This is a genomic window from Luteibacter sp., from assembly GCF_036500425.1.
Taxonomy (GTDB): domain Bacteria; phylum Pseudomonadota; class Gammaproteobacteria; order Xanthomonadales; family Rhodanobacteraceae; genus Luteibacter.
Genome location: NZ_DASYCB010000022.1, coordinates 40,910 through 64,265, shown reverse-complemented (window position 1 = coordinate 64,265; position 23,356 = coordinate 40,910). Strand labels below are relative to the sequence as shown.

The window sequence follows — 23,356 nt, the reverse complement described above, 5'->3', positions numbered from 1 at the left end:
GGCGGCATGCAGGCGATTCCGGTATAAGCAATATATTGCCATATAGTAGAGAGGCAAAATTTTGCCTAGTCAAGCCACGCCATCATTCCTTGTCCATGTCGCCACCAATGTGAGGCAAGCACGCAAGCGGGCTGGCGTCAGCCAGCGAACGCTCGCCGAAGCCTCAGGTATCAGCCTGCGCATGATCGGGGCCATCGAAAACGGGACGACCAGCCTGAGCACCGCCACCCTCGACCGGATCGCGGTGGCCCTGGACACCACGCTGTCGGAACTCGTGGCCGATTCGTCGGGGCGGCGCAGTGTGGTACGGAATCAGCTGGGCTGGGAAGGGGAGAAGGGCGGGGAGGGCATCCTGCGCTGGAGCGTCGACGCGCGTCGTGAAGCGGAGACCTGGGAGTGGGTGCTTCAGCCTGGGGAACGTTACGAGGCGGGAGCGGATCCTGAGGGCTGGCACGTGATGTTGTTCGTGGTGTCGGGCGTGCTGACGTTGACGTGTGCAGGGAAGAAGGTCGAGCTCACGCAGACGGGGCATCTGTTTGCCAGCGATCAAGTGCACGTGTTTGAGAACCGTGGTCGTGACGTGATGCGCTTCTTTCGTTGCACAGTCTGGTGAAGTGTCCGCCGGCGGCGCGACGGAAGGTGTTGCGATTTCATGGTGAGGACGAGAGGCTGCTGCCGTGAACTCGGCCTTGTGGCTCCGGCACGTGCAATGTGCACAGGCCGGCGATAAGCAGGCTAGTTCCACCAAGACCCAACGCCCAGATGGGCTGGTTATGAAAGCAAAGCCGCAGCAACAGCCCGAGAATGCTGGCGGCCAGCACCTGCGGGATCACGATGAAGAAATTAAAAATACCCATATACACGCCCATCTTCGCAGTGGGCAGATGATCCGAAAGTAGCGCATAAGGCAGCGATAGAATCGAAGCCCACGCAAAGCCGACACCGACCATCGAGGCGAGAAGCCAACGTGGATCGCGGATGTAGAGGAACGACAGCAGTCCAAGGCCACCAAAGCACAAGTTCACCACATGGCTCGTACGCAGTCCCCACCGGCGCACCATCAGCGGAATGACCACCGCAGCCAGCGCACCAAATCCGTTGTATGCCGCGAACAGCACGCCAACCCAGTTGGCGCCTTCGTTGTAGGCGGCTGAACTCGTATCCACCGTGGCGTACATCGTCTGGGTCACACCTGCGGTGGTGTAGATCCACATCGCGAAGAGCGCGAACCACGAGAACAACTGCACCCCGGCCAGCCGCCGCATCGACTCGGGCATGCCATAGAGATCGCCAATGATCTCGCGCAGCATGCCGCGACTGCGCGTGCGGCTAAGCCAGGTCAGCAGGAGGCCAAACGCGACCAGGCCACCAGCCAGCAGGTAAACCTCCTTCTCCAACGCGAAATGCCTGATCGCGAACAGGACAGCAGCACCCGCAAGCAGTAAGAACAAGCCGGGACGAACGGCCCGTGATACATCCACTGACGGCCGCTCTGGCACGGTGTCGGTGAACGAACGCAGCTGCGCAGGCGGGTATTCGCGCGTAGTCAGCATGGTCCAGAGCACGGCACCCAGTAGTACCGCGCCACCGACGTAGAAGGCGTACTTCACCGTATCAGGGATGCCTCCGTCCGGTGCCACGTTGGCGACGCCGAAGCGCGCGAGCACCCAGGGCGATATCGAGGCAACCACGGCGCCCGCGCCGATGAAGAAGCTCTGCATCGCGAAACCGGTGGGCGCTTGTTGCGTGGGCAGTTGATCGCCCACCAGGGCGCGGAAGGGTTCCATCGAGACGTTGATCGAGGCATCCAGGATCCACAGCAGTCCGGCAGCCATCCACAGCGCCGGCGCGTTCGGCATCCATAGCAAGGCCAGCGAGGCGACCACGGCTCCGGCCAGGAAGTAGGGCCGGCGTCGGCCGAGGCGGTTCCAGGTGCGATCGGAGTAGTGGCCGACGATCGGTTGCACGATCAACCCCGTCAGCGGCGCGGCGATCCATAGGGCAGGGATGTCATTGAGGTTCGCGCCCAGGGTTTGGAAGATCCGGCTGACATTCGCGTTCTGCAGCGCGAGCCCGAACTGGAGGCCGAGAAAACCAAAGCACATGTTCCATATCTGCCAGAACGAGAGCGTGGATCGCCTCGTCATCGATACTTGACCGTGCTCCAGGCGATCGCGCGCCGCCGGTGCGCATCCGTCGGGTACATGCTCAGCGCGCACGTAGCGGGTCTGCACTGGGGTCGTTCAAGGTCATGGGTGCCTCCTCCAACCACAGTTATGTCATGGCCCGGCGCATCCCGCATGCTGCGGGCGCAGCATCGAGGGCCTGGCCTGCCCTTGTAAAGGAGAGGGCACTGGCCGCATAGTCAATCGACAGTGCAATGACAGCGGAGAATCCATGCGGGTACGCCTCGAAGATGTGGCGCGCGCAGCGAGCGTATCGCCCAAGACGGTATCGCGCGTGCTCAATGACGAGGCCAACGTGACCGATGCCACGCGTGAGCGCGTGCGCGCGGCCATGGAAGCAATGGATTATCGCCCACATCCGTCCGCGCGCAGCCTGGCCGGCAACCGTTCGTTCGTGGTTGCGATGCTTTATGACAACAATGACAACCCGTCCTCGACCTATCTGGCCGAAATCCAGGATGGCGTGCTCGAGGCCTGTGACGCACACCGCTACAGCATGATGGTCCGGCCGCTGCGCATGCGCGATGGCGATTTTATCCGCCGCCTCGATGCGCTTATTTCCGACCACCACCCCGATGGCGTGGTGCTGACACCGCCGATTACCGACTACGCGCCGCTGTTGAAGCGCCTGCGTGAGCATAAGGTGCCCTACGCCAGCGTGTCGCCGCAGCGGCGCGGCAAGAACCTGGGTGTGACGATGGATGAGCAGCGCGCCGCGCGCGCTATCGTGGAGCATCTGCTGGACCTGGGCCACCGGCGGATCGCCCACGTGGTCGGTATCGCCAATCATGGTGCCAGTCGTTGGCGATTGGCGGGGTACCACGAGGCGATGGCCGCCGCGGGTTTACCCGAGGATCCGGCCCTGGTGGTGCAGGGCGCTTTTACGTTCGGTTCGGGCGTGGAGGCGGCGCGACAGCTGTTTTCCCTGCGCAAGCGACCGACGGCGGTGTTCGCCGCCAATGACGACATGGCCACCGGCGTGATGTGGGCGGCCGGCGAGTATGGCTTGAAAGTGCCGCACGACCTGTCGGTCTGCGGCTTCGACGATACGCCCCTGTCTCGCCAGCTATGGCCGGCGCTCACCACCGTGCAACAGCCCAGCCGCGAGATGGGAAAGATTGCCGCCGAGCAGCTGCTAAGCGACCTGCGCAGTCATGGTACCGGTCATCTGGTGCAGGTGCCTTTCTCCCTGCAGATCCGCGGCTCCACGGCCAAGGCCCCCTGAGAACACTCGTTCCCGACCCAGGCAAAGGTCATGCTGCATAGCAAATTGACAGCGCTGTCATTCCTGCCAAGATGCGGCTCGGGAGCGTACCGCCGGTACGCCTGCGGGGAGCTTTGCCGTGCCATTGCTGCACCGATCGAGCCCGTTCGTGCGAAGCCTTTCCGTCGCGCTATCTGTTGCCAGCGGGTTGCTAATGACCGTTCCAGCCATGGGTGGCGATGCCACCGCCGTGCATCCCGACCAGTGGCCCAAAGGCCAATCACCGCTGCCGCCTGATCCCGCGCTCGAAGCCCGGATCCGGGATGTGCTGTCGAAGATGTCCGTCGCGGACAAGGTCGGCCAGATGATCCAGGCAGACATCAAGTACGTGACGCCGGACGATGTGCGCGAGTACCGCCTTGGATCGGTTCTGGCCGGCGGCAACTCCAAACCGCCGGATAAGCCGTACCCCAATGGCGCGGACTGGAAGGCACTATCCGACGCGTTCTACGACGCCTCCATGGATACATCGAAGGGCGGCCTGGCGATCCCGGTGCTGTTCGGCATCGATGCCGTACATGGCCACAACAACCTGGTCGGCAGCACGCTCTTCCCACAGAACTCAGGGCTGGGTGCCGCGCGCGATCCGCAGTTGATGCACGACATCGGTGAGGTCACCGCGCGAGAACTACGTGCCAGCGGTATCAGCTGGACCTTCGCGCCCACGCTCACCGTGCCGCAGGATGTGCGTTGGGGCCGTTCGTATGAGGGTTACTCGCAACATCCGGCGCTCGTTGCGCAATACGCCTCGGCCATCATCGGTGGTCTGGAAGGCAAGCCAGGCACCGCGCAGTTCCTCGATACCGGACATGTGATCGCCACCGCTAAACACTTCCTCGGCGATGGCGGCACCCACGATGGCAAGGACCAGGGCGACGCCAAGGTCAGCGAGGCCGCCTTGCGCGACATCCACGGCGCAGGCTATCCGCCCGCGATCAAGGCGGGCGTGCAGGTGGTGATGGTCTCGTTCTCCAGTTGGAACGGGGTGAAGATGGCCGGCAACAAGGGCCTGATCACCGACGTACTGAAGCAGCGCATGGGCTTCGATGGCATTGTGCTGGGCGACTGGAACGCGCACGGACAAGTCCCCGGCTGCACCAACGAGGATTGCCCCGTCGCGTATAACGCCGGGCTCGACATGCTAGAGGCACCGGACTCCTGGAAAGGCCTGTACAAGAACACCCTGGCCGAGGTGAAGGCTGGCGTGATCCCGATGAGCCGCGTCGACGATGCGGTGACGCGCATCCTGCGGGTGAAGATGCGCCTGGGCATGTTTGAAGCCGGGAGACCGTCCGCCAACGCACTGGCCGTCAAGTCAGCCGAGGTGATCGGCAGTGCTGCACACCGCGACGTGGCACGTCGGGCCGTCCGCGAATCCCTCGTACTGCTGAAGAACGACCGGGGCGTGCTGCCGATCGATCCGCGCAAGCACATCCTGGTGACCGGTGATGGCGCCGACAATATCTCCAAACAAAACGGTGGCTGGACGCTGACCTGGCAGGGCACCGGCCTGACCAACGCGAATTTCCCCGGCGCCACCTCGATCTGGGCCGGTCTCCAGGCACAGGTGAAGGCCGCAGGCGGCAGCGCCGAGTTGTCGGTGGATGGCGACTACAAACAGAAGCCCGACGCCGCCATCGTGGTGTTCGGTGAGGATCCTTACGCGGAGTTCCAGGGAGACCGGCCGAACCTGGCCTATCATCCGGGCAACGATCACGACCTCGATCTGCTTCGCAAACTACGCAGTCAGGGCGTGCCGGTAACAGCGGTGTTCCTGACCGGGCGGCCGTTGTGGGTGAATCGCGAGATCAACGCCGCGGATGCTTTCGTGGTGGCGTGGCTCCCGGGTAGCGAGGGCGAGGGCATCGCCGACGTGCTGCTACGTACCCGCGATGGTCGTGTAGCGCATGACTTCCACGGCAAGTTGCCTTACGCCTGGCCACGCAGTGCGATACAGATACCGGTCGCCGCCATGGCACGAGGCGAGCATCCGCAATTCCCTTACGGCTTTGGCCTGACCTATGCCGATCACGGGACCGCCACTAAGTTGCCAGAGGACCCAGGCCTCGTCCTGAGCAGCGCGCAGGCCGGCGTCTACTTCTCCCGCGGCAAGCCATCACAGGATTTCGTGGTGCGCCTGACTGGCGCGAACGGCGTGGCCATGAGTGTCGCCGCTACGCCGGCCGCCACGGCAGACGGCAGCCTGCGGCTGACCGCGCTCGACTATAAAGCGCAGGAGGATGCGCGCAGCCTGAGCTGGTCCGGTACCGGTACGGGTGCCGCACGCGTTGAACTGGTTGCGCCCGCACCGCTCGATGTCGATCGCGAGACCAATGGCGATGTTTTGCTGGTGACTACGTTGAAGGTGGATGCCATGTCACCAGGGGATACCTCGACCGTTGGTGTTGGTTGCGGCACCGGTTGTGAGGGCAGGGTGCCTGTCGGCGACCAGCTCTCCGCGTTGCCTCACGGGCAGTGGTTGCGCGTGGGCATTCCGTTGAAATGTTTCCGCGACGCCGGCGCGAACATGAGCAAGATCGATCGGCCCTTTGAATGGTCCAGCCATTCTGGCGGGCAAATTGCCATCACCGATGTATCACTCGGCACCGTTGCGGACCGCACGTTGTCGTGCCCAACTCACCGGGATAAGCCGTGACCGTCCACTTTGTGGATTAAGCGCCAGATTGTTTATTTGCTTTGCACCAATATCAAGGCGTTGAAAGGCTCGGAAGCGGCGCCCGAGCCCGTACATCCTGAGTTTGTCGTTGCCAACGATGACGTGCTGCCATGCCGCAAGCATTCATCGTCACGGCGCTCTATTATCAAGCAATGACAGCGCTGTCATTTGGGGTTAATGGCGTGCCGGTTGGGGAGTAGGGAAACCTTTGTCATGGCCGGCGCGTGCGGCGGACAACATTTATCCGAACGAATCATGGGGAGAACCAGATGAATTTGCATCGCAAGTTGTTGTACGTCGCCATATCGCTCGCCGTCGCTCCGGGCACGCTGTTCGCCGCGGATCAGGACACCACAGGGCAAAGCGCGCCGTCAAAGAACCCTGCTGCCGCCGACAAGAAGGTACAGAACCTGGACGCCGTCTCGGTCACCGCGACCAAGCGCGAGACGCCGCTGCAGAAGACGCCGGTAGCCGTCACCGCGATCTCCGTCGACACGCTCGACCGAGAGCGCGTGATGACCGTACAGGACCTGACCAAGCTGGTGCCCGGCCTGCAAGGAACATCGCAGGGCGATCATGGCGTCGTGACGCTGACCCTGCGCGGCATCGGCAACGACAGCGCGAAGACCGAGTACGCCGATCCCGAAGTCGCGACGTTCGTCGACGGCGTCTATGCACCGCGCGCCGAGGCGGCATCGGGTCTGTTGCTCGATATGGATGGCGTCGAAACGCTGCGCGGCCCGCAGGGCACGCTTTGGGGCCGCAACTCCACCGCGGGTGCCATCAGCTTCCAGACGGCCAAGCCAGACATCGGCGCAGGCTTCTACGGCAACGCACAGATGGGCGCGGGTAACTACAACCAGCTAGGTGCACGTGCCGCGTTCAACCTTCCCATCAGCAACACTTTCGCGATGCGCGTCGCTGTGGTGCACGAGCAGCACGATGGCTATGTCGATTACCAGAACCCGTCAGGCCAGCTGCCCAGCGTGGCGCAGCAGCAACAGGCGTACCTCGCTTCGCCGGCTTCCGGCGGCTCGCTTGCCGGCTTCCGGCCGATCGACCCCGGCCAGTACGTGCAGAAGGGCGACAAGTACAACTCGCAGGACCAGTCCGCCGCGCGCGTGAGTGCGTTGTGGCAGCCCAGCGACGCGTTCAAGTGGAATCTCTCGTACGAGTACTTCCTCGATCGCGGCACGCCCAGCATGAGCCTGATGCAGACCCCGCGCCAGGGCCAGGATTTCTGGTCCGCGCTGATCGACACCGCGCCGTACCTGGACCGTACGTCCAAGACACTGCGCAGCCGCATGGACTGGAACATCAACGACGGCATGCAGCTCAGCTACATCGCCGGCTATAACCACTACACCGGCCAGAGCGACTTCGACCAGGATGTCGGCGTCAGCGTGCCCACCAGCTTCACCACCAATGGCGTCTACCAGGACGACCGCACCAACAGCTCCACCTACAAGAACTGGAGCCAGGAAATCAACCTGAAATCCGTCGGACCGCAGACGGTCGACTGGATCCTCGGTGCGTACTACGGCTACGAAGACAACGACATCCGCTTCGACATCCCCATCATGAACGGCACGCGCTACGGCACGGTGAGCTGGCAGGGGTCCTTCATCCAGCCGAAGGAAACGGTGGAATCGTACGCGCTGTTCGGCCAGGCCACGTGGCATCTCAGCGACCACTGGCGCCTCACCGGCGGCGCGCGCTGGTCGCACGATGACAAGGAGAACAAGGGCGGCATCAACTGGGGTTGGGCCTACGACCCGAACGTGCCGCAGGTGCCGATCTCGCCGGACGTCTACCCGGATCCGTCGAACGGTTTCTCGATCTCGCAGCGGAACACCGCCAAATACAGCAAGGGCAAGCCGACCTGGCTCGTGCGCCTCGATACCGATGTGAGCGAGAACGGCCTGCTGTACGCCAGCGTCTCCACGGGCTACAAGTCGGGCGGTACACAGGACGCCGGCACGCTGTACAAGCCCGAGACGCTGACCAACTATGAAGTGGGCAGCAAGTTTGCCTTCCTCGATGGCCACATGACGTGGAATACGGCCGTCTACTACGAGAACTTCAAGAACTTCCAGCTCTCCGCACCCATCGTCTACCCGGACGGCAACCACGGCCTGGGCTTCTCCAACGTGGGTGGCAGCACCAAGGTGCTTGGCTTCGAGTCGGAGCTGGCATATCAAACGACGGACGACCGCCTCAACCTGATCTTCTCGGCCATTCCGAAGAAGGAGCTCGGCAAGCTGGTCTACGCCGGTTCCAACGACTACCAGGGCCTGCCGGCGTGCCCGCCGGAATCCAACCTCGCCAACTGCATGAACGTCACCGGCAACGATCTGCCGCATGCGCCGAACGTGTCACTCACTGCGATCTACGAGCACACCTTCCACCTTTCCAACGGCGGACGCCTCACGCCACGCGTCAGCGCGCAGTACCAGAGCTCGCAGTGGCTGAGCTACTTCAACCTGGGGTCGGGCGACCAGCAGAAGGGTTACACGCGCGGCGACGTGGCATTGCGCTACAGCGAGCCGGGCGACAAGTGGTGGGTCAATGCATATGTGCAGAATGTTTCCGATGGAAAGATCCGTACCAGCGCCGGCCGCTTCCTGATGTCTGATGGGTCGCTGCAGTATGTGTCGCAATACCTGGCGCCGCGTACCTATGGTGTCCAGCTTGGCGTGTGGTTCTGAGGTGATACACGGCGGATCGGCGGGGAACGAATCATGGCGCGTCTGAAGAAAGTGTTGGTCATGGGCGGCGGCACTGCCGGTTGGCTGGCGGCATGCTATCTGGCCAAGGCGGTCAATGCGGTCGATCCCCGGAGCGTACAGGTCCATCTGGTGGAATCACCTGATATTGGCTTGCTTGGCGTGGGCGAAGCCACGTTCCCCTCGATCCGCGGCACACTGGCGGCCATCGGCCTCGACGAGCGCCGCTTCCTGGTGGGTGCCACGGCGACGTACAAACAGGGCATCCACTATCGCCACTGGGTACGGCCACCGGGTACCCCGGGAGCGGATCACTTCTTTCATCCATTCAACGCACCCAGCCAGCGTCCGGGTGGCCCCGAGTTGTTGCCGTACTGGCTGCTCGGGGCCGCACCGCAGGGCATGGCCTTTGCCGACGCCGTGTCGATGCAGAGCACCCTGGTCGATCATGCGCGCGCACCCAAGCGTGCAAAGGATGCGGAGTACCAGGGCCCGCTGAATCACGCGTTCCACTTCGACGCCGCCTGCTTCGCACGTGTGCTCGCCGAGCATGGCCAGGAAGCACTTGGCGTGGTACGGCATGTGGCGACGGTGGAGCGCGCGGAGCTGGACGAGCAGGGCGCCATAGCACGCGTGGTGACGAAGGAGAAGGGCGAGTTCACTGCCGATCTGTACGTAGATTGCACCGGGCTGCGCGGCATGCTGATTGGCAACGTGATGCAATCGCCGTTCCGGAGTCGCGCGGATGTGCTGTTCGCCGATCGCGCAGTCGCCATGCAGGTGCCGTACGAAGCACCCGATACCCCGATCCCCTCATACACCATCTCCACGGCGCAGGAGGCTGGCTGGATCTGGGACATCGGCCTGCAGAAGCGGCGCGGCGTCGGCTATGTCTATTCGTCGCGGCACACCACCGACGATCGTGCCGAAGAAGTCTTTCGGGGCTATGTGGGCCGGGCGGGGGAGAATCTAAAGGCCATGCACATCAAGTTCGAGACGGGATACCGGCCGGAGCACTGGCGCAAGAATTGCGTGGCAGTGGGACTGGCTGGGGGCTTCGTCGAACCGCTGGAATCCACCGGCATCGCACTGGTGGAGCTCGCGACTTACCTGCTCACGCATCTGCTGCCGAGCGACACAGAGCATATGGAAAGTGCCGCGTGTCATTTCAACGAGATGATGGTGGCGCGATACGATCGCATCATCGACTTCATCAAGATGCACTATTGCCTGACCCAGCGGCGTGACTCGTCGTTCTGGATCAACAACGCCGACGTCGCCAGTATTCCGCAGACCCTTCGGGAGAAGCTCGAGAAGTGGAAGCAACGTCCGCCGCATCGGCTGGATTTCGTTAGCGACCTGGAGATGTTCATGACCTCCAGTTGGCAGTACGTGCTGTATGGGATGGAGTTTCAGACTGACCTTGAGGCCATGCGCAGTGCCTATCCGCATGTGGAGTTAGCCCGGCAGGAGTTCGCGATGATTCAGCAGGCGGCCGCTCGCGCGCTGGATGATCTGCCAGATCATCGCGCTCTGGTTGAACAGCTTTGCCGGGAGCCTGGGGAGCACAGCCGGTCGGGTGTGAAACTCGCGGGCTCCGTGGCGGGTTGAGCGGTTGACTTGCCGAATTTGCGGATACTCCCCCGTGAGCTCGGCTTTTTTCTAAATCCGATGCCGGTTCGCACATTGCGAGCGAAGCAGTGGCTCCACCTATTCTTTTTCTGTATAAGCCGATAAGAAGGAAATCATTAGCGGCAATGAATGACTAGGCTCCGTGACGGAGTCGGGTCCTGTCCTGGATAGGTGACATGGAGCCCTTGATCACATCCAGCACGAAGAAGGGCGAGCGGTCGGCCTTCCTCCTGCTCACGGTCGCTCTCTTCCCGATCCTGGCGATCGCGCTGGTGGTCATTTTCGGTTTCGTCGTGTGGTTCTGGCAGATGTTCGTCAGTGGCCCACCCGGTCCACCACGGGGCTGACATGAATGCCCCGGACCCTTCCCGCCGTGCATGGCTTCGCGGACGCCCCCGTCCGGAACCCGCTGTCCGGCCGCCCTGGGCCTTGGACGAAGCGGCCTTCCTCGACACCTGCACGCGTTGCAACGCCTGCGTCGAACGCTGTCCGGAAGATGTGCTTGTGTCGGCCGATGGCGGCTTTCCTGTTTTCGATCCCATGCGCGGGGAGTGCACGTTTTGCGGTGTATGCGCCGAGGCCTGCGCGCCGCGCGCACTGAACGCCGCCACCGTGACACCGGCCTGGCACTGGAAGGCCAGGGTGAACGACGACGCATGCCTGACCACGCGCGGCGTGGTCTGCCGATGCTGCGAGGATGCCTGTGGCGATCGCGCCATCGGTTTCCTTCCGCGCGCCGGAGGCGTCTCCACACCAACCGTCCATCCCGATCGGTGCTCTGGTTGCGGCGCCTGTATATCCAACTGTCCCACCCTGGCGATCGCATTGCGCCCGTCAACCTGACAGGTTCCAAGGAGCCGGCATGTCTCGTGAACTGCACATCTCCAGCTTATTCATCCAGCATCGCCCCGATGCTCTCCCGCAGCTCCGCGCCTTCATCGATGCTCGCCCGGAGCTCGAACTCGCGCTCAACGAAGGGATTCGCAGCATCGTGCTCTGCGAGACCGGCGACCAACGCGGCCTGATGGATCACATCGACGCCATGCGCGACGTGGTTGGCGTACTGAATGTGTCGCTGATCTACCACCACGCCGAGCCCCGAGAGGCCCTGGATCAGCTGATGCCCGTGGTCGAATCGATGGAGGCCTCCGCATGAGCACCGTGACGCGCCGCGACTTCATCAAGCAGACCGCCCTGGCCACCGCCGCCACCGCGGCGGGACTTTCGCTACCGGGATCAGCCAGCAACGTCATCCTCGAAGGCGACCAGACCCAGTTGAAATGGGACAAGGCACCGTGCCGCTTCTGCGGCACCGGCTGCGGCGTCAACGTCGCCGTGAAGGACGGCCGCGTCGTCGCCACGCATGGCGATGTCCACGCCGAGGTCAACCGTGGCATCAACTGCGTCAAGGGCTATTTCCTGTCCAAGATCATGTACGGCGGGGACCGGCTGACCCAGCCCTTGTTGCGCAAGCGCAATGGGGTCTATGCCAAGGACGGCGAGTTCGAAGCCGTTTCGTGGGACGAAGCCTTCGACGTCATGGCGGCTCAGTTCAAGCAGGTGTTGAAGGAGAAAGGATCGCAGGCAATCGGCATGTTCGGCTCGGGCCAGTGGACCATTTTTGAAGGCTATGCCGCCAACAAACTGATGAAGGCGGGATTCCGCAGCAACCACCTTGACCCCAATGCGCGTCATTGCATGGCCTCCGCCGTGCAGGGCTTCATGCGCACCTTCGGCATGGATGAGCCGATGGGCTGCTACAACGACATTGAGGCGGCCGATGCCTTCGTCCTGTGGGGCTCGAACATGGCAGAGATGCATCCGATCCTATGGACACGGGTCACGGATCGCCGCCTTTCCAATCCGCACGTGAAGGTCGCCGTGCTGTCCACCTTCGAGCACCGCAGCTTCGAGCTAGCCGACATTCCCATCGTGTTCCATCCGCAAACCGACCTGGTCATCCTCAACTACATCGCCAACCACATCATCCGGACAGGCAGGGTCAACAAAGCGTTCGTCGACAAACACACCACGTTCCGGCAGGGCGTGACCGACATCGGGTACGGGCTGCGCCCCGACAACCCATTGGAGGAACACGCGAAGAACGCGACGGACCCGACGGCCTCACAACCGATCGACTTCGAACGATTCGCCGACTTCGTCAAGCCTTACACGCTGGAAAAAACGGTGGAGATGACAGGTGTAGACGCCGGCTGGCTGGAGAAGCTGGCCGAGTTGTATGCGGACCCCGCGGTCAAGGTGACCTCGTTCTGGACCATGGGGTTCAACCAGCACACCCGTGGTGTCTGGGCCAACAACATGGTCTACAACATCCATCTGTTGACCGGCAAGATATCCACCCCCGGCAACAGCCCGTTCTCATTGACCGGCCAGCCTTCCGCCTGTGGCACGGCGCGCGAGGTGGGCACCTTCAGTAACCGCCTGCCAGCCGACATGGTCGTGACCAACCCTGAGCATCGCAAGCACGCCGAGGAGATCTGGAAGGTTCCGCATGGCGTGATCGTCGCCAAGCCCGGTTATCACGCTGTCGAACAGAATCGCGCACTGCGCGACGGCAAGCTCAATGCGTACTGGGTGATGGCCAACAACAACATGCAGGCCGGCGCCAACATGTTGCAGGAGACCTTTCCGGGATACCGCCGCCCTGGCAACTTCATCGTGGTGTCCGACGTTTATCCCACGGTGACCGCGCAGGCCGCGGACCTGATCCTGCCTGCCGCTATGTGGGTGGAGAAGGAGGGCGCCTACGGCAATGCCGAACGGCGCACACAGTTCTGGCACCAGTTGGTGAAGGCACCCGGCGAAGCCCGATCCGACCTCTGGCAACTGATGGAGTTCTCCAGGCGCTTCACCACCGACGAATGCTGGCCTGCCGACATGCTTGCAGCCAACCCGCAGTTCAAGGGCAAGACACTATTCGACGTGCTTTACCGAAACGGCAAGGTCGACCGTTTTCCCGTTTCAGACATTGAAAAAGGCTACCTCAACGACGAAGCGACGGTGTTCGGCTTCTATCCCCAGAAGGGCTTGTTCGAGGAATACGCCGAATTCGGTCGCGGGCATGGTCACGACCTGGCCGATTTCGATGCCTATCACAAGGCGCGGGGCATTCGCTGGCCGGTGGTCAATGGCAAGGAAACGCTATGGCGATACCGGGAAGGCACCGATCCATACGTCAAGCCAGGGACGGGATTCCAGTTCTACGGCAATCCCGACAACCGCGCGGTGATCTGGGCCTTGCCCTACGAACCCCCGCCGGAATCGCCCGATGACGAGTTCGACATGTGGCTGGTCACCGGTCGCGTGCTTGAGCACTGGCATTCGGGCTCAATGACCATGCGCGTACCGGAACTCTACCGCGCCGTGCCGGCCGCGGTGGTCTTCATGCACCCCGACGATGCCGTGACACGAGGGCTCAAGCGCGGTGACGAGGTGCGCGTGGTGTCGAGGCGAGGGGAGATGCTATCGCGCGTGGAGACACGCGGGCGCAATCGCATGCCGCGAGGGGTGATTTTCGTGCCGTGGTTCGACGCGGGCCAGCTCATCAACAAGGTCACGCTGGACGCCACCGACCCGATCTCCAAGCAGACCGACTACAAGAAATGCGCCGTCAAGATCCTGGCCGCCTAGGAGTCGCGTCATGAATAACAAGATTCCGGTATTCGTGGGGGCGCTGTTCCTGGTCGTGATTGCGGCGTCGACCTTCGTGGTCGGGTTGAGCGTGGGCAAGAAGTCCGACCTGCAACCTGGCACGCCGGCACCGACGTTGGCCGATGCAAAGCCGCTGCCACCGGTGACGATCGTGCCAGGCCCCGGTGACCAGCAGATCGATGCGATTCGCCGAGGCGCGCCGATCGACCAGGAAATCCCGCCGCCGGCGATGGCCAAGGTGGAAAACACCGACGTCAAGCGCAATCGGGCGTACCCGATGCAGCCGCCGACGATTCCGCACAGTATCGATAACTATCAGGTCGACCTGAATTCCAACCGTTGCCTGCTGTGCCACGCGCGCGCCAACGCCGACAAGTTCCAGGCGCCGCCAGTGAGCGTCACCCATTACATGGACCGCGACGACCAGTTCCTGGCGACGATCTCGCCGCGGCGTTACTTCTGCAACCAATGCCATGTGGTGCAGACCGACGCCAAGCCGCTCGTCGCCAATACCTTCAAGGATATCGATACCGTGCTGTCCAACGAGCGCGAGAAGGCGAACTGATATGTGGCAACGCATCTCAGCCTGGCCACCGGTCCGCTGGCTCCTGTCCATGTGGGACGTGATGCGCCGCCCCGGCGTGCATTACAGCCTGGGCTTCCTCACCCTCGGCGGCTTCATCGCCGGCGTCGCCTTCTGGGGTGCGTTCAACACAGGTCTGGAGGCGACCAATACCGAAGCCTTCTGTACCAGCTGCCACGAAATGCGCGACAACGTATTCGAGGAGCTGAAGACCACCATCCACTACACCAATCGATCCGGCGTGCGCGCTACTTGCCCGGACTGTCATGTGCCGCATGCCTGGCCGGACAAGATCGCACGCAAGATGCAGGCTTCAAAGGAGGTCTGGGCGAAGGTCTTCGGCACGGTGAATACCCGGGAGAAGTTCGTCGATCATCGACTTGTGCTCGCCGAACACGAGTGGGCGCGACTGAAGGCCAATGATTCGCTTGAGTGCAGGAACTGCCATAGCTTCAACTCGATGGACTTGACCCGCCAATCACCGCGGGCGGCGCAGATCCATAAGATGTGGCTTGGGACTGGGGAGAAGACCTGTATTGATTGCCATAAGGGGATTGCGCATCACCTGCCTAATATGAGGGATATTCCGCAGGGGTGAGGTCCCGATCAGCGTGGCGGCATACAACCTTCGACCAATCGCGCCCCGGGCAGGGTGGCGCCAGAATAGGCCGCCTCCCACCTGAGTGCGATTCATGCGCACGGTATTGATGTGCCACGCCGAAGATGCCTTCGACCGCCAGGGCCTTGCGGCGTGGCTGGCGTCGTTTTCCGATCTGGTCGGGCTGGTCCTGATCGAGGAGACCGGCACCCAGAAACGCGCCCGCGTCCGCCGCGAGTTCCAGCGCGTGGGGCCGTGGCGCTTCCTGGACGTGCTTGCGATGCGGTTCTACTACCGCTTCCGGCTGGCGGCCGCCGACCATGCCTGGATGGATGCCAGCCTGGCGGGCCTCAAAAGCCGCTTCGGCGAAGTGGCCGGCGTGCCTGAACTCCGTGTTTCCAGCGGCAATGCCCCAGAAGTGGCCGAGTTCCTGGCCAGCTGCAGACCCGACGTAATGATCGCCCGCAGCAAGCAGCTCCTGGCACGAAAGATCTACCGGATTCCCCGGCGGGGTTGTCTGGTCATGCACCCCGGCATCTGCCCGGAATACCGAAATGCCCACGGTTGCTTCTGGGCCCTGGCCGAGCGCGACCTCGATCGCGTTGGGCTAACGCTGCTGCGCATCGACGCCGGTGTCGACACCGGGCCGGTCTATGGCTATTTCACCTATGCCTTTGACGAGGCCAACGAATCGCATGTGCGGGTGCAGTACCGCATGGTTCTCGAGAACCTGGACGCCTTGGCCCAGCGCATTCGGGACATTGCGGCCGGGACGGCCCGCCCCCTGGACGTGGCGGGCCGGCAAAGCGGCGTGTGGGGCCAGCCATGGCTGAGCCGCTACCTGCGCTGGAAACGGGCCACCCTCGATAAGCAGCCTGCCGCGGTGCCCGCCGAATGAGCCTGGCCGCCCTCATGTACCACGACGTCGTGTCCGCCGGCCGCTGGGACGACAGCGGCTTCCCGGGTAGCGCGGCGGCCCATTACAAGCTCGATACCGCGAACTTTATCGCCCACCTGGACGGCCTGTGCGCTGCAAGAACGCTGTTCGCTGACCCGGATGCCGTGGTCGGTGGGAACTACCAAGGCTGCCTTTTGACCTTTGACGACGGCGGCGCAAGCGCATCCACCGTTGGCGAGGCGATGCTGCAGCGGGGCATCCGCGGATGTTTTTTCATCACCACCGCCCGCATCGGTACACCCGGATTCGTCACTGCGCAGGACCTGCGCACGATGCGCCGGGATGGCCATCTGATCGGCAGTCATTCGCATACGCATCCGGCGAACATCTCCCAGCTCGAAACGCACGCGCTGCACGACGAATGGCGTCGAAGCGTGGATACCCTCGAGCAAGTGCTCGGCGAGCCGGTGCACACTGCCTCCGTGCCGGGCGGCTTCATGTCGACGGCCGTATTGCGCGCTGCGGAGGCTGCGGGGATCCGCACGTTGTTTACCTCAGAGCCCACCACGCGTGAAGCGCATAGCGGCACCTGTGCGGTGCTGGGTCGTTACGCGCTACTCCGGGACTCTGCGCCGGCTATGGCCGTGGCGCTTGCCAGCGGGGAGGGTGGGGCGCGACTGAAGCAATGGGCGGCGTGGAACGTCAAGAAACCGCTTAAGCGCTGGGCCGGGCCAGTTTACCGCTTTGCCAGGGCGCGGTTGCTGCACGAGCGACTTTCATCGCAATAACGTTCGGTCGCGCCCCGCCTCGAGCAGGGCGCGACCGGGTGCTTCACTTATTGCCGATACCGTTGGCCATGCGGGCCACCCAGCGATACATGAAAAGCACGATGATCGCGAATACGGTGCCGCCGATCCATTGCGCCTTTTCGCCGAAGTCCGCACCCACCAGGGCCAACGGCGCCTGCAGGTTGCTAAAGCCCAGCTTGTCGGCGAATGCCACGATCGCGGCAATCAGTACACCGATGATGCTTTCACCCACGATCAGGCCTGACGCAAGCAGGACGCCCAGCTGTTTGGTGCTTTCCGGTCGTGCCGAGCGATCGGCGCGGCGGTCGAAGAACCAGCCGACGACCGAACCCACCACTACCATCAAGGTGCTTACGGTCGGCAGGTAAATGCCCAGGCCGACAGCCAGCGGCGGAATGCGCGCACCCTTGGTAGTGCGCGCCAGGATCTCGTCGATCGCAATCATGACGATGCCAATGCCGACACCGATTTCAATCAGGCTCCAGTCGATATCACCGGTTATCACGCCCTGGGCCAGGGCAGAAATCAGCCCTGCCTGCGGCGCCGGTAGTGCGTGGGGACCCGCGCCCGGCACACCGACGAAACCATAGGCCTTGTTGATCAGATCCAGCACCGGCGGAATGACCGCTGCGCCTGCGACCACGCCGACTACCAGCGCCACCTGCTGACGCCACGGTGTGGCGTCCACTAACTGGCCGGTCTTGAGATCCTGCAGGTTGTTGTTGGCGATCGCGGCAACGGTGAACACCACCGCGGTGATGAACAGCGCGAACGCCACCAGCGCCTTGCCTTCCTCCACGCCGACATACGGCTTGACGAAGGCCACCAGCAACAACGCGGCGGCGATCACCACGAGAATGCCCACGCCCGAGAGCGGACTGTTCGACGAGCCGATCAGGCCAGCCATATAGCCGCACACGGTCGATACGAAGAAACCCATCAGCACCACGAAGGCGACGCCGCCGATGGCAAGCACGCCCACGTGGGCACCCAGGCCGGCCGAGTTGCCGAAGTAGCCGAGCAGCCATGCGATCGGAATGAAGCACGCCAGCGTGATCAGGCCGACGATACCGATCGGGATGTCGCGCTCGGTGCGCGGCAGCGTATGGGCCTCGCCAGCCTTACGTACCTTGGCGGCCGCCATGGCCGAGGTCAGCCCGGTAATCACCGGCTTCACCAGCTTGGCCAGCGTCCAGATAGCCGACACGCCGATCGCGCCTGCGCCGACAAAGCGTACCTTGTGGCTCCAGGTCGCATTGGCGAGATCGGAAAGCGGCTGCGACAGATCGCCGAGCGCGGAGAAGTGCGGCACGCCCCAACCCCAGCCAATGATCGCGCCGACCAACATCGCGATGCCCACCGACAGACCCACCAGGTGGCCGATAGCAAACAGCGCGAAGGAAAGGCCGAAGTCGAAACCGCTGACTGCGCCCTTGTCGTTGACACGGAAGTAGCGCACGAAATCGCTGGCAAACACCTGCGTGGCCACGATCACGGCGAACACGGCCGACACGATCGAACCCCACAGGACGGCAAGCAGGCCGGCACGGCTTTCGTCCACGCTGGTGGCGTCGGCACTCTCGCCACTGCCGACCTTCAGCACTTCCGCGCAGGCGAGGCCTTCGGGGTAGGGCAAGTCCGAATTGGTGACCAGCGCGCGGCGCAGCGGGATGGAATACATCACGCCCAGGATGCCGCCCAGCGCGCACACGGCGAACGAGGTCCAGAACGGGAAGTTAGCCCACCAGCCGATCATGATCATGCCGGGCAGCACGAAGATGATCGAAGACAAGGTGCCCGCCGCCGAGGCGATGGTCTGCACCACGTTGTTTTCCTGGATGGTCGAATCCTTGAACCCACGCAGCAAGGCCATGGAAATCACCGCCGCAGGAATCGACGTGGCGAAGGTCAGGCCAGCCTTGAGGCCGAAGAAAACGTTGGCGGCGGTGAAGACCACCGTGATGATCACGCCCAGGATGAGACCTCGAACGGTCAGCTCCTTGCGGTTTTCCGTCTGGAGATGATTGCCGCTCACGAAAGTCGTCCGGTCATGTGGTGCTCCCCTGGTGCTCCGCCTCGGATGGCGGGCTAGCGGGTAGGGTTGCCGGATTTGGCGGGAATGGCAATGGGGGAGCGGGGAGGGGCCATCGCTCAAGACGAGCGCGGCCACCTCCCACCGGTGGCTGTACCCATGCTCCGCTAGACCCAATCAGAGAGAAGGGGCGCGATACATGCCGGCGACGTCATCCCATGCGTGATGTCTACAATGACTGAAGGCGGCGCGAGCATATGAGTAATCTCGGCTGCCGGTAAGTTAAAGGCGTAGAAGCGGTTGATAAAGACAGTAATTGCAACCAAGAGAAAACTTGCAACGAAGAGCCCTAGCTTCTGCCACCTGTCCGGACTTCCCTGAAACACCATCTGTTCGAGAAATCTGTCAAGTTTGCTGACGACGTAACCGGATACGAACGCCGACACGACTGACCCGATGTGTTGAAAGGCGGCAAGATCATCGGTCGAGTAAGGGGCAAAGGCCGTCCCAATGGCCCAGCCGCATAAGCCACCGATCAATGCTATCAACCGGTTGCTCCATGTTTCGCGAACGTCAGCCCCGGTAGATGTCATCCTGCTGGTGAGCTTCCAGATCAGGACAAGCAACAGGATAAATGCCACGTTGGTAAAAAGAACTGTAAACGGCGCCTTTCCAAGAAGCGCCTCGATATCCCAATAAGCTGAATCTATGAATTTCCGAAGATCTGAACCCATGACGCAATCCTCGCACCGGATGGACATCTGGCCCCGTGAACGACTCACGGCGACGTTATCAGGGCTGCCAATGCCTCAGGTCGACCGAGAAGACCGCGGGGCTCTGGCTGTACTTGCTGCCAGCCGGGTCGATGAATGCCAGCCAGTATTCCGATGGAGGGTCTGCTGAAAGGGTGCGGCCCGCAAATACCCTGGAAGGGAAGGTCGACCGGTCGAAGAGACTCAACTCGCGTCGGCGTCTCAGTGCCTCACGGACATGGGATTTCTGGAAGGTCGCCGTGGCCTTGCATTCGATGCCGAGCATGAGTTCCTGGGGCCCGGGAAAGCCCGTCGTACCGGCGTCGACGACCACGATATCGATCTCGTGATACTGGCTAAGATCGGAGACCTGACCCAGCTGCCATCCCAACGTCCTGACCTCCACGTCCGTGTATAGCTGGCCGATGACATTGCCGCCCTTGCTCAGATCGATGTGGAAATCATGAGCCTTGATGGGGCCGCCCCCCGTCTTGAAGGCAATCACAGGATGGGAAAAGCCAAGCGCATAGCCATCGTTGACGAGCTCTTCCAGCAAACGCGAAAGCACATATAACTCGTAGAGCTTCCCCGCACCGAGATTTGTCACGGCGGGCAATCCGGAGCGCGCCACGCCCAACTGCGTCAGGATCCGCTTTATTTCCGATCGGGCCTTCGTCCCGCTTAACGTAGCCATTGCTCATCCTCTAACGAGTTCGCTAGACGGCGCAGCGACGACCGGATTTCGCTAAGGTCGGGCAGTGCACCTAAATCGATGACCGGCTCGCCGTTGTCGCCCAATACCAACGCGCTCTCGGGGACATAGCGCGACCCTTCGCGAGGCCGCCCGCGGTCGGCAGCGGCACCAATCGCCTCCATCGTGGTTTCGAAGGTGCGACGATCGATCAAGGCAGCCACGCGTTCCAGGGCACGAATCTTCTCCCTCACTCTCTCAAGACGCGGCATGGCGCGCTCAATGCCGCTCTCGACGTCTCGACGCCGGAACAACGGGTCATCCACGGCATCCGGCGCTCCCAGCGCTTCGGCCAGGCTGACCAGATCCTGTTCGATCAATGCGAAATCCTCTTCATCCACGGCGGTAACCTCAGGAAGGCACGACTGGGGGGCAGGGCAGTGGGCGTGTTTTTACCGGCTGCTGGCCATTTCTCTTCAGAAAAGCAAGCGCGTTCGCCGCCGCATACTTGAGACTGGGTTCGCCTAGCCGTTTGACCACCGACTCGTGGATAGCCTCATTCCCGTTCTTCGTTTCGCCGATGGGGCGAACGACCTTACCCATGAGTTGGTATTTGAAGTCCATCGAATCCATGATCGTTCCATCAAACCTGGCCTCGAACGGCGCAAGGTAGGGGCAATCCACGGCCAGGCCAAGGTGTGCGGCTTCGCCGAGCAACCAGTACATGGCTTCATTGGCCAACCCGTCTTGCGGATAACCGCCGCCGACATTGCAATGCACGCCCGCGAACCAGACCTGTTCCAGGTGCCCCGCCCAACCGGGGGGGGATTCCCATAACGTCGGCACGAAGGGTTTGCGCTGTTCGTCGATCGCAAGCGCATGGAAGGCGTTCTCGATATCGGGAAACAGACCCACCTTGTGATACTGATACTTATTGCTGTTCATCCATTGCCCAAGCACGCCGGGCGCGCCGAGCGAACCCACGGTGTCCCATACGCCCAGCATCTTGATCTTCGGATGCAGGCGTGGGCTTTCCAGCTTGTGCGTAGCCTTCGTCCATTCCGGTGTACCGGGCCCGCGGCCGCCTTCGTAACATGCGTAGAAATCGGGGGTGTAATAGTCGTCGCTCTTGCCGAGCAGGCCTGCGTGCACAATGAACCCGGCGAGGCTGCGCACGGTGAAGGCGCCGCGACTGAACCCGAAAAAAAACAGTTCATCGCCGGGCTCGTAGTTGTAGAGGACGCTGCGGTAGAGCGAGACGATATTGTCTTCGATGCCACTCCCGAAAGCGCCTCCGGTTAACTTGTCCAGCCCTGGGCCCGTTCCGACACCTTCGCGGTAAATGACAACCTGAGTCACGCCGTACGCATCCGTGGGCAGGATCGCGCGCGCAATCTTGGTCACATTGGTCGGCCGACGGGTCTTGCTGCCGTCGTTGATCTGGTCCCGAACATTCCAGGTGCCATCCGCACACACAATGATTCGTTTCATCGTCGCTCCGCGTACACGCTATAGATTCAGCCTTGTTACTACCGATAACTCATCGCCTGCCATCCTTGTGTCCGTGAGGTTCGACTGCTTCGTTAGCGCTGCCACCAAGGGATCCCGTGGCACTTCGGTGTGGGCGGCCTCGCTGCCATGGACGCCGGCGAGCGTCGATAGCACCGATTTCAGCCGGCCCGTCTTGGCCTTGCCGCCTTTCGCGGAAAACAGGTTCCAAAGGTCCTTTGGCGTTGCATTGAGGCTTCCATGGTGCCCTACCTTATAAAGGTCAACCTTGGCGAGCCGCTTAACGATGGCCGCTTGCGACAGCGCGTACATCCAGTTCTCGTACTGGGCATCACCCGGGAAGAGCAGGCTCTTGCTTCCGGCTTCGAACAACAGGATGACGCTCGTATTGTTCATGACGCCGTCGAGTGTACGCACGATCGACAGCATGTTCTCCGCCTGCTCGCGTTGGGCCTGGTACCGGTACCAGCGCATATCCCAAGGGTGACGCTTCTCGACGTGGCGGGGGAAGAGCGGACGGCCCGTGCTGCCGGACCTCGCGATCTGGCCATGCTTGGCCCAGAAGTTGGCGCGCTCCTCGAGTTGCAGCCAAAATTGCTCCGAATCCTTTGAGCGCTGTGTCGCGATGCCTGGTTCCTGATCAAGGGTAGGTGGTCCGAGTACGTGTGTGACGACGCCGGGCAGGATGCTCTTCAGCCCCGAATCGACGCCGAAAGAAACGTAGCGTTTACGGCCTTTCATCCTCATTAAATTGGTGACCGCATCACGGTTGGCCAGGTCATTGTCGTCGCCCAGGAATTCCAGTTGGTCCCGAACCGATTTGAGGTGGCTCCCGCGAAGTCGCTTGCTCGCCGCGACGACATAGCCGGCAAAATGGTTCATGTCGGTCAGGGCCGCAATATGCTGTTGCTTCGCCTTGGCGCTTGAAGACGCTGTCTTAGCCCGTTTCTTCATGCCGGGTTGCGCCTTGGGGTTCTCAGTCCAGGGCTGGATGATCAGATCCGGATCAAGGGCGCGGATGATGGCTCCCGGCCCCTTGCCGTCCTTGTAGGCGAATCCGCTGAGGTGATCCTTGTGCCGATGCGTAACGACCAACGCGTGCAATTTGCCTTCGCATCTTTCCGCGATATCTTTTGCTACGGCCAACATGTGGGCATCGAGCTTCTTGCCCTTGGGCGGCCGGGTCGAACCAAAGTCGATCAACACGTGCCGGTTGAATTCAGCGTAGCGAAACGTCAGAAGGAGGCAGTCGCCGAAACCGACATCGTAGCTGCGCAGGATCATTTCGACGGGCTGGACTTTTTTGCCAGAACGACGCGTAGCCATC

Annotated in this window: 20 protein-coding genes; 13 read left to right on the top strand and 7 right to left on the bottom strand. The window is 62.3% G+C overall.

The annotated features are described in order from the left end of the window. Nucleotides 1-109 precede the first annotated feature (109 nt). Nucleotides 110-613 carry a helix-turn-helix domain-containing protein gene (locus VGN46_RS05660; protein ID WP_331641701.1) on the top strand — a complete coding sequence of 168 codons (504 nt, stop codon included), beginning with the start codon at nucleotides 110-112 and terminating at the stop codon, nucleotides 611-613. A gap of 37 nt (nucleotides 614-650) precedes the next feature. Here the strand turns inward: VGN46_RS05660 and VGN46_RS05655 are convergent, their stop codons facing one another. Beyond that, nucleotides 651-2,147: an MFS transporter gene (locus VGN46_RS05655; protein WP_331641535.1), complete on the bottom strand. Its 1,497-nt coding sequence runs from the start codon at nucleotides 2,145-2,147 to the stop codon at nucleotides 651-653. Between the two features lie 250 nt (nucleotides 2,148-2,397). Between VGN46_RS05655 and VGN46_RS05650 the strand changes: the two genes are divergently transcribed. The 12 genes from VGN46_RS05650 (at nucleotide 2,398) to VGN46_RS05595 (ending at nucleotide 17,024) form a co-directional block, all read left to right on the top strand. Continuing rightward, nucleotides 2,398-3,411 (top strand): LacI family DNA-binding transcriptional regulator, encoded by a 1,014-nt coding sequence (locus VGN46_RS05650; RefSeq protein WP_331641533.1) that lies wholly within the window; start codon nucleotides 2,398-2,400, stop codon nucleotides 3,409-3,411. A gap of 193 nt (nucleotides 3,412-3,604) precedes the next feature. After that, a complete protein-coding gene (locus tag VGN46_RS05645) occupies nucleotides 3,605-6,106 on the top strand; it encodes an exo 1,3/1,4-beta-D-glucan glucohydrolase (RefSeq protein WP_331641531.1) in 2,502 nt (833 codons plus the stop codon). Between the two features lie 290 nt (nucleotides 6,107-6,396). Further along, entirely contained in the window at nucleotides 6,397-8,835 is a 2,439-nt protein-coding gene (locus VGN46_RS05640) for a TonB-dependent receptor (protein ID WP_331641529.1), read from the top strand. A 33-nt stretch (nucleotides 8,836-8,868) separates the two neighbouring features. Then, nucleotides 8,869-10,464, top strand: coding sequence for a tryptophan halogenase family protein (locus VGN46_RS05635; RefSeq protein WP_331641527.1), 1,596 nt, complete (start codon nucleotides 8,869-8,871; stop codon nucleotides 10,462-10,464). Nucleotides 10,465-10,661: 197 nt separating this feature from the next. Further along, nucleotides 10,662-10,832 carry a nitrate reductase gene (locus tag VGN46_RS05630; RefSeq protein WP_331641526.1) on the top strand — a complete coding sequence of 57 codons (171 nt, stop codon included), beginning with the start codon at nucleotides 10,662-10,664 and terminating at the stop codon, nucleotides 10,830-10,832. Nucleotides 10,833-10,914: 82 nt separating this feature from the next. Continuing rightward, entirely contained in the window at nucleotides 10,915-11,328 is a 414-nt protein-coding gene (locus VGN46_RS05625; protein WP_331641524.1) for a ferredoxin-type protein NapF, read from the top strand. 19 nt (nucleotides 11,329-11,347) lie between these two features. After that, nucleotides 11,348-11,641, top strand: a complete 294-nt coding sequence (locus VGN46_RS05620; protein WP_331641522.1) for a chaperone NapD — start codon at nucleotides 11,348-11,350, stop codon at nucleotides 11,639-11,641. Continuing rightward, nucleotides 11,638-14,136 carry a periplasmic nitrate reductase subunit alpha gene (gene napA / locus VGN46_RS05615; protein WP_331641520.1) on the top strand — a complete coding sequence of 833 codons (2,499 nt, stop codon included), beginning with the start codon at nucleotides 11,638-11,640 and terminating at the stop codon, nucleotides 14,134-14,136. The genes VGN46_RS05620 and napA overlap by 4 nt, the downstream gene beginning before the upstream one ends. A 10-nt stretch (nucleotides 14,137-14,146) precedes the next feature. Further along, the gene (locus VGN46_RS05610; protein ID WP_331641518.1) at nucleotides 14,147-14,722 is read left to right on the top strand and encodes a nitrate reductase cytochrome c-type subunit; all 576 of its coding nucleotides are present in this window, start codon (nucleotides 14,147-14,149) and stop codon (nucleotides 14,720-14,722) included. A gap of 1 nt (nucleotide 14,723) precedes the next feature. Continuing rightward, complete coding sequence (locus tag VGN46_RS05605) at nucleotides 14,724-15,338, top strand: NapC/NirT family cytochrome c (protein WP_331641516.1); 615 nt, start codon at nucleotides 14,724-14,726, stop codon at nucleotides 15,336-15,338. A gap of 94 nt (nucleotides 15,339-15,432) precedes the next feature. Next, complete coding sequence (locus tag VGN46_RS05600) at nucleotides 15,433-16,236, top strand: formyltransferase family protein (RefSeq protein ID WP_331641514.1); 804 nt, start codon at nucleotides 15,433-15,435, stop codon at nucleotides 16,234-16,236. After that, nucleotides 16,233-17,024, top strand: a complete 792-nt coding sequence (locus VGN46_RS05595) for a polysaccharide deacetylase family protein (RefSeq protein WP_331641512.1) — start codon at nucleotides 16,233-16,235, stop codon at nucleotides 17,022-17,024. The genes VGN46_RS05600 and VGN46_RS05595 overlap by 4 nt, the downstream gene beginning before the upstream one ends. 43 nt (nucleotides 17,025-17,067) lie before the next feature. Here VGN46_RS05595 and VGN46_RS05590 read toward each other — a convergent pair whose 3' ends face one another. The 6 genes from VGN46_RS05590 to VGN46_RS05565 form a co-directional block, all read right to left on the bottom strand. Next, nucleotides 17,068-19,080: an OPT family oligopeptide transporter gene (locus tag VGN46_RS05590; protein WP_331641510.1), complete on the bottom strand. Its 2,013-nt coding sequence runs from the start codon at nucleotides 19,078-19,080 to the stop codon at nucleotides 17,068-17,070. A gap of 164 nt (nucleotides 19,081-19,244) precedes the next feature. Continuing rightward, nucleotides 19,245-19,811: a hypothetical protein gene (locus VGN46_RS05585; RefSeq protein WP_331641508.1), complete on the bottom strand. Its 567-nt coding sequence runs from the start codon at nucleotides 19,809-19,811 to the stop codon at nucleotides 19,245-19,247. A 58-nt stretch (nucleotides 19,812-19,869) separates the two neighbouring features. Then, a complete protein-coding gene (locus VGN46_RS05580; protein ID WP_331641506.1) occupies nucleotides 19,870-20,523 on the bottom strand; it encodes a hypothetical protein in 654 nt (217 codons plus the stop codon). After that, on the bottom strand, nucleotides 20,511-20,921 hold the full coding sequence (locus tag VGN46_RS05575) for a hypothetical protein (protein WP_331641504.1): 411 nt from the start codon (nucleotides 20,919-20,921) through the stop codon (nucleotides 20,511-20,513). The genes VGN46_RS05580 and VGN46_RS05575 overlap by 13 nt, the downstream gene beginning before the upstream one ends. 10 nt (nucleotides 20,922-20,931) lie before the next feature. Then, the gene (locus VGN46_RS05570; RefSeq protein ID WP_331641502.1) at nucleotides 20,932-22,011 is read right to left on the bottom strand and encodes a DUF2235 domain-containing protein; all 1,080 of its coding nucleotides are present in this window, start codon (nucleotides 22,009-22,011) and stop codon (nucleotides 20,932-20,934) included. 18 nt (nucleotides 22,012-22,029) lie between these two features. Further along, complete coding sequence (locus VGN46_RS05565) at nucleotides 22,030-23,355, bottom strand: hypothetical protein (protein ID WP_331641500.1); 1,326 nt, start codon at nucleotides 23,353-23,355, stop codon at nucleotides 22,030-22,032. Nucleotide 23,356 lies beyond the last annotated feature (1 nt).

Bases quoted from the DNA above. Each gene is read 5' to 3' on its own strand.
- VGN46_RS05655 (WP_331641535.1), bottom strand. From the start codon at position 2,147: ATGACGAGGCGATCCACGCTCTCGTTCTGGCAGATATGGAACATGTGC.
- VGN46_RS05610 (WP_331641518.1), top strand. From the start codon at position 14,147: ATGAATAACAAGATTCCGGTATTCGTGGGGGCGCTGTTCCTGGTCGTG.
- VGN46_RS05585 (WP_331641508.1), bottom strand. From the start codon at position 19,811: ATGGGTTCAGATCTTCGGAAATTCATAGATTCAGCTTATTGGGATATC.
- VGN46_RS05605 (WP_331641516.1), top strand. From the start codon at position 14,724: ATGTGGCAACGCATCTCAGCCTGGCCACCGGTCCGCTGGCTCCTGTCC.
- VGN46_RS05650 (WP_331641533.1), top strand. From the start codon at position 2,398: ATGCGGGTACGCCTCGAAGATGTGGCGCGCGCAGCGAGCGTATCGCCC.
- VGN46_RS05600 (WP_331641514.1), top strand. From the start codon at position 15,433: ATGCGCACGGTATTGATGTGCCACGCCGAAGATGCCTTCGACCGCCAG.
- VGN46_RS05570 (WP_331641502.1), bottom strand. From the start codon at position 22,011: ATGAAACGAATCATTGTGTGTGCGGATGGCACCTGGAATGTTCGGGAC.
- VGN46_RS05595 (WP_331641512.1), top strand. From the start codon at position 16,233: ATGAGCCTGGCCGCCCTCATGTACCACGACGTCGTGTCCGCCGGCCGC.
- VGN46_RS05580 (WP_331641506.1), bottom strand. From the start codon at position 20,523: ATGGCTACGTTAAGCGGGACGAAGGCCCGATCGGAAATAAAGCGGATC.
- VGN46_RS05630 (WP_331641526.1), top strand. From the start codon at position 10,662: ATGGAGCCCTTGATCACATCCAGCACGAAGAAGGGCGAGCGGTCGGCC.
- napA (WP_331641520.1), top strand. From the start codon at position 11,638: ATGAGCACCGTGACGCGCCGCGACTTCATCAAGCAGACCGCCCTGGCC.
- VGN46_RS05645 (WP_331641531.1), top strand. From the start codon at position 3,605: ATGACCGTTCCAGCCATGGGTGGCGATGCCACCGCCGTGCATCCCGAC.
- VGN46_RS05635 (WP_331641527.1), top strand. From the start codon at position 8,869: ATGGCGCGTCTGAAGAAAGTGTTGGTCATGGGCGGCGGCACTGCCGGT.
- VGN46_RS05640 (WP_331641529.1), top strand. From the start codon at position 6,397: ATGAATTTGCATCGCAAGTTGTTGTACGTCGCCATATCGCTCGCCGTC.
- VGN46_RS05620 (WP_331641522.1), top strand. From the start codon at position 11,348: ATGTCTCGTGAACTGCACATCTCCAGCTTATTCATCCAGCATCGCCCC.
- VGN46_RS05565 (WP_331641500.1), bottom strand. From the start codon at position 23,355: ATGGCTACGCGTCGTTCTGGCAAAAAAGTCCAGCCCGTCGAAATGATC.